A 6,162-nucleotide genomic window follows, 5' to 3' on the forward strand; every position below is an offset into this window, starting at 1 on the left:
GCCACCGATGGTCGGCTATCTGGTGCTCGTACCGGCCGAGCAGGCGGCGGTCGGGGAAGGGGCGGTCAGGGTACGGACGTTCGTCATCACGGTCAGCTTTCGCGCGGAGGGGCGTCGGGGGACGTCGTGCGCGCGGGCAAGGCGTGCGGCGCCGGTCAGCGGCGTCGGTGCGAGAGGTGCGGGCCCGCGCTCAGTGCGCGTGGCAACACAGAAGGTCGAAGGCGTGCGCCTGCCGGGACGGCCAGAACGGCTCGAGGTCGCTGCGACCCGTCGCGGTGTCATTGAGGCTGGCCATGGCCCCATTGAACCAGACGGCCGGTGTTCTGTCCCCGATGCGGCCCGCGGTGTGACGCGAATCCGCCGCGCCGCGACCGCACCGGCACCGGGCCCGGGGAAGAGCCTGCCCCGACTCGGTAGCGGCGGCGCACCGGAGTTGGCGGACGGGGCATTTCCACAGGGGACATGCGCCCTGGCCTTTCTCGGATTTGCGGCCGCCCGCTGCCGCTGCAAACGACTCCTCAAACTCACCATCTCTTACTGATGCGATCCGCTGGAATTCGTGGTCCGCGACCGTTCTTTCGTGGTGCGGCACGTGCAACCTGTGGTCACCCACCGAATTACGCGCGCCCGACCGAATACTTACCTCTGGAACGTCGACAACTCACCCTTTCCGGGCTTCACTGGCGCAAGTCCAGCCCACACAGGCCTGGCAGGCATGGACGCACTCTTGTACGTCTGCCACACCGAGCTCAATCAGATGCCATATGACGTGTTGCGCTCCCCTTGGCAGTCATCCCAGCATCTGCCGGAGAAAAGAGAGAACCCTCATGACGAACGCAGCCTCCGCCCTGCGCCGGGCGGCCGGCCGAAGGGCCAGAGGAGTCAAGATACTGGTCGCCGCAACGCTGATTGCCACGCCGTTGGTGGGTACCGCGTCACCGGCCATGGCCGACGGCGGCCAGCAGCCGCAGGTCGACCTGAAATACTATGAAAACGAAGCGGATATCCGCGCGGCGATGCAGCGTTGGGCACCTGCAGCGGAGGATGGATCCGTGGATGGATCCGTGATGGGATACCCCCAGGTGGAACAGAACCTCACCCTGGCCGACGTCAAGAAGACCTACGATCCCGAGCAGGCGATCAAGGATGCGGTAGTCGCGGCGCAGAAGTATGCCGACAACGACAAGAACACCGAGCCACTGCGGGAGAGTGCCAGAAAGCTGGTCAACGGCTGGCCCGACGCAGGTACACCAAAAGGCAACGACGTCCGCCAGAACACGAAGGACAACGCCCTCGACGGCGGCCAGACCGCAGAGCAGTACTGCAATATGGTCAACAAGGATGGGGCGAGTGCGAGCTTCGGGCAGACAGCGCCCTGTGTGTTCGTCGGGAAGATCGCCAACCCTGCCACCGACCAGTGGCCGGTGAGGGCGGAGCGTGGCGCTTCGGCGGGGGTCGACAAGACCACCGTCAAGATCTCGGCGGCCGTTACGGACGAGAAGAGCACGACGGAAGGCTGGACAGCGGGCGGAAAGATCACGCCCAAGGTCGGTGACGGCAAGAGCGAGGTCGCGGGCGAGATCAGCTTCGCCTACAACTACGCCTCCACCTTCACCCGGAGAGTGACGAGCACAGACGAGATCAACTTGGAGCTCGCGCCGCAGGGAACGAAGCAGGTCTCCGCGGAGGCCCGGGCCAACGGCGCGGTCTACACCGGGTACATCGTCCTCCGCGGCCCCACCGAAAGCGGTCAGCGATTGGTGGCCATCCCCGCGAAGGCATTTGTGCAGTCGCCCGACAGCGGCCAGCCGGTCACCTGGATCAAGCGGGTGAAGTCCTAACAAGGCCGCACGGCTGGCCCAAAGGAACCCAAAGGACCCAAAGGGCCAGGCGGGAAAGCGCCCTCCATCCCCCGGCAGGGGATGGAGGGCTCCTTCGCGTTGACTCATCCCGCCGGGTGGCGGTGTGACCTGACTCACCGTGGCCCCAACACCGGTTTATGGCCGCCGTATCCCCGCCCCACACATCACCCCGAGCGCCGTCGCCGTCAGATGCCCGGCATCGGTGAAGGTCCGTGTCCGGCGCAGCACGGGCCAGGTGCCCAGCGCCAGCAGTCCGGCCGTCGCGGCGGTCCGCGTGCGGCGGTGCGGGACGGCCGCGGCCAGGGCGCCGAGCGTGGCGTGGAAGCCATAGCTCGTCCCGACGTCGACGGCCCGTGCGGTCGCGTCCGGCGGATCCGTGCGCACCCGGCCGCGCAGGCCCGCGTACACCAACAGAGAGGCGCCGGTGTGGCCGGCCGCGAACACGCCTGCCGCGCGCCGGGTGCCCCAGCGCGCCTCGGCCGTACCGAGGACGGCGAGCAGCGCGGCGGCGTACGGCAGCGGCATCGGCTGCTCGACGAAGGCGGCGCTGGTGGCCAGCGTCCGCCACCGGCCGGCCCGCAGATTGACGACATTGGTGGAGTGGGCGCGCAGCAGCTCCGTGCGCCGCCGGGCGGGCAGCCGCGCGACGGCATACGCACCGAGCTGGACGGCGCCGACGTAGAGCGGCGTGAGCCAGGGCACGGCGGCGGCCGGCCGGATACGCGAGTCGGCATCCGGCAGGACGCCCCGGCGCAGGAACCCGGAGGCGGTCTTCGGCATCTCAGGTTCCCGTCGGCAGCCGCTTGCGCCAGTCCAGCGGGGTGACCTCGATGACGCGGTCCGGGTCGCCGTCCCACTCCACCGGCAGTCCCGCAGCCGTGAGCGCCGCCGCCACCGTCCGCCCGACCTCGGCGCGCGCCTCGTCGGCGGCCTCCCCGGTGTCCGCGTACGCGCCGTAGCGGACCGAGAGCCCATACCCGTCCGCGGCGGCCTCGGTGTCCTGGTAGTGGAAGAAGACGAACCCCCGGTCGCCCTCGGCGCGTTCGGCCGCTATCTCGCCGAGCGCGCAGTTGCTGCAACAGGTGAAGTGCATCCGGGCGGTCAGCCCCTGGACATCCAGGGAGGCGAAGGCCCGGGTGACCCGGTCGGCACCGGTCACCTCGGGCCATCGCTCCTGCTCGGCGAGCTGCTCCTCCCACAGGCCCGCCACGATCCGCCGTGCCTCGTCGAGGGTGACCGGGGAGTCCTCCGGATCGAGGACGTCACACACGCTCTGCGCGACCTCATGGGCCTTGCGGAAACCCGAGCGCATGTCCTTGCGGGCCTGCTCCTCGGCGGCCGCGCGGGTCCGCGGATCCAGGCCGGGCGTGGCGAAGAGGTCCGCCGGCCGCCAGTCGAGCGCCGTGCGCCAGGAGTCCCCGCCGCGCGCCCAGTCCAGGAAGACCGCCACGACCTGCTCGGCATCGTCGCACTCCGCGCTGAAGTGTCGCTCGGGGGCGCCGTCGCGGTACTCCACCGCGAACGGCCCCGTGCCCTCCCGCCAGGTCTGCACGAAGACCTGCTGCTGGTCGGGGACGCGCTCGACGACCACGAAATGGTCGTCGGCGGCGCCGATCCGCCGCAGCAGTCCGGCGAGTTCCGCTTCGGCCGGATGGGCGCGCTCCGCCCCGGTCTCGGTCCTGACGTTGATCGCAAGCATGCCCCCAGCGTGCCACCCGCCACTGACAACCGACCCCGGCCGTACCTGGCAATCGCCCCCCGGTCCGCCGGTGGCAAACTGCCCGGCCGCCGGTGACGACTGGACCGACCGCCGGTGACTACCGGCCCGGCCGAACTCGCAGTCCGGCCCGCCCGGCAGGTGAGAACGGGGCCGGGCCCCTTCGGCCCGGCCCCGCTCCCACGCCGCCGCCGCGACGACGACGTCAGATCTGCTCGCGCCGCGCCAGTTCGGTGCAGCAGGTGTCCACCATCAGACGGGTGACCACATACGGGTCGACATTGGCGTTCGGCCGCCGGTCCTCGATGTACCCCTTCTTCTCGACCTCCACCTGCCAGGGGATCCGCACCGAGGCGCCGCGGTCCGAGGCGCCGTAGGAGTACGCGTCCCAGGGAGCGGTCTCGTGCGCGCCGGTCAGCCGGTCCTCGATGCCGGTGCCGTACTGGCGGACGTGCTCCAGCGGCTTGTCGCCCTCACCCAGCGCCTCACAGGCGGTGATGATCGCGTCGTAGCCCTCCCGCATCGCGCGGGTGGAGAAGTTGGTGTGCGCACCGGCGCCGTTCCAGTCGCCCTTGGCCGGCTTGGCGTCCAGCGACGCGGTGACGCCGTACTCCTCGGCGACCCGGTGCAGCAGCCAGCGCGCCACCCACATGTGGTCCGAGACCTCCAGCGGCGGCAGCGCGCCCACCTGGAACTCCCACTGGCCGGGCATGACCTCGGCGTTGATCCCGGACAGGCCGAGGCCGGCCGCGAGGCACAGGTCGAGGTGCTTCTCGACGATCTCCCGGCCGAAGATCGCGTCGGCGCCCACGCCGCAGTAGTAGTCGGCCTGCGGGGCCGGGAAGCCGCCGCCCTCGGGGAAGCCGAGCGGCCGCTCGCCCTTGAGGAAGGTGTACTCCTGCTCGATGCCGAAGATCGGCTCCTGGCCGGCGAACTTCTCCGCCACCGGGCGCAGCAGCGCCCGCTGGTTGGAGGGGTGCGGGGTCAGGTCGGTGTGGAGGACCTCGCAGAGCACCAGCAGGTGGTCGCCGCCGCGGATCGGGTCCGGGCAGCTGAACACCGGCTCCAGTACGAGGTCCGAGGAGTGGCCTTCGGCCTGGTTGGTGCTGGATCCGTCGAAGCCCCAGCGGGGCAGGCTGCCGCCGTCCGCGACGATCTTGGTCTTGGAGCGGAGCTTGGCGGTCGGCTGGGTGCCGTCGATCCAGATGTATTCGGCCTTGATGCTCACGGGGGTTCCTCTTACTGCGGGTAGGTGCGGGTGCGGGTACCTGTGCGGGTGTATTGCCGCACTCTCGCAACGCGCCATTTCCCGTCCGTTGCCCAATTGTGAACCGCAGGTTACTGAGCCGGACATCCCGCTGTTCCGAAGGTATTCACGGTCGAATGCCTGGGATTCTGCTACCCGAGGGGGCTCCTCGGGCGTGGCCGCGGGTGCGGCGCAACCGGCCCCCGGCGCACGGGTCGCGGGCGCGGCGCAACCGGCCCCCGGCCCGCGCCCCGCGAGACACTGGCCCGTATGGCGACCCTGCGCATCGGACTCCTCGGTACCGGGCCCTGGGCGCGGAGCGTCCACGCCCCCGCCCTCGCCGGGCACCCCGGCGTCGAGCTCACCGGCATCTGGGGCCGCAGACCGGAGGCCGCCGCCGCGCTGGCCCAGGTCCACGGCTCCCGCCCGTACGACACCCCCGACGAGCTGTTCGCGGCCTGTGACGCCGTCGCCGTCGCCCTGCCGCCCTCCGTGCAGGCCCCGTTGGCCGTCCGCGCGGCCGGGGCCGGCTGCCATCTGCTCCTGGACAAACCGGTCGCCACCTCCGTACCCGAGGCCCGCGCGCTGGCCGCGGCCGCCGAGCGGGCGCAGATCGCCTCGGTGGTCTTCTTCACCGCGCGCTTCGGGGAGCAGGAGGGGGAGTGGATCGCCGCGCAGGCCGCGGTGGGCGGCTGGTTCACCGCGCACGCCGACTGGCTCGGCTCGGTCTTCGCCGAGGACAGCGCCAGTCCGTACGCGCACTCGCCCTGGCGCCGGGAGAAGGGCGGCCTGTGGGACGTCGGCCCGCATGCGCTGTCCGTGCTCCTCGCGGTCCTCGGCGACGTGGAAGCGGTCACCGCGACCCGGGGCCCGGCCGATGCGGTGCTGCTGGCGATGCGGCACAGCAGCGGCGCGGCCAGCACCGCGACGGTCGCCCTGACCGCCCCCGCCGCGGCGGCCGGGGTCGAGATCACCCTCCGCGGCACCGCGGGCACCACCTGCCTGCCCCGCCGCCTGCACGGTCCCGAAACGGCCTACCACCGCGCCGTCGATGCCCTGCTCGCCGCCGCCGGAACGGGTCTGCCCAACGCCTGCGACCTCCACTTCGGCCTCCGGGTCACGGAAATCCTGGCGGCGGCCGAGGCGACGCTGCCCCCGCTCGTACCGTCCGGTCCATGAGGCCCGCACCGCGCCCGCCTACGGAGGCCGCCCGGACCCCGACGGACGCCGCCCCGCGCCCGACGAACGCCGTAAGGGCGTTCCGTTCCTGGGGCCCGCGGCCACGCCCGAGGAGCCCCCTCGGGTAGCAGAATCCCAGGCATTCGACCGTGAATACC

The 6,162-nt window shown here is 71.4% G+C and carries 5 protein-coding genes; 2 read left to right on the top strand and 3 right to left on the bottom strand.

The annotated features are described in order from the left end of the window. The first annotated feature begins 827 nt into the window (after positions 1-827). A complete protein-coding gene (locus tag EST92_RS30590) occupies positions 828-1,841 on the top strand; it encodes a hypothetical protein (RefSeq protein ID WP_129283924.1) in 1,014 nt (337 codons plus the stop codon). A 156-nt stretch (positions 1,842-1,997) separates the two neighbouring features. Here the strand turns inward: EST92_RS30590 and EST92_RS30595 are convergent, their stop codons facing one another. The 3 genes from EST92_RS30595 to glnII all read right to left on the bottom strand — a co-directional run bounded on the left by EST92_RS30595 (position 1,998) and on the right by glnII (position 4,807). Further along, positions 1,998-2,642, bottom strand: coding sequence for a rhomboid-like protein (locus EST92_RS30595; RefSeq protein ID WP_254069169.1), 645 nt, complete (start codon positions 2,640-2,642; stop codon positions 1,998-2,000). A 1-nt stretch (position 2,643) separates the two neighbouring features. After that, on the bottom strand, positions 2,644-3,561 hold the full coding sequence (locus EST92_RS30600) for a hypothetical protein (RefSeq protein ID WP_129283925.1): 918 nt from the start codon (positions 3,559-3,561) through the stop codon (positions 2,644-2,646). 223 nt (positions 3,562-3,784) lie between these two features. After that, positions 3,785-4,807, bottom strand: coding sequence for a glutamine synthetase (gene glnII, locus EST92_RS30605; RefSeq protein WP_129283926.1), 1,023 nt, complete (start codon positions 4,805-4,807; stop codon positions 3,785-3,787). 288 nt (positions 4,808-5,095) lie between these two features. On the opposite strand from glnII, the gene EST92_RS30610 reads away from it, so the two are divergent. Further along, complete coding sequence (locus tag EST92_RS30610) at positions 5,096-6,004, top strand: Gfo/Idh/MocA family oxidoreductase (RefSeq protein ID WP_129283927.1); 909 nt, start codon at positions 5,096-5,098, stop codon at positions 6,002-6,004. Positions 6,005-6,162: the final 158 nt, after the last annotated feature.

It is taken from the genome of Streptomyces sp. TM32 (genome assembly GCF_004122755.1).
Taxonomy (GTDB): domain Bacteria; phylum Actinomycetota; class Actinomycetes; order Streptomycetales; family Streptomycetaceae; genus Streptomyces; species Streptomyces sioyaensis.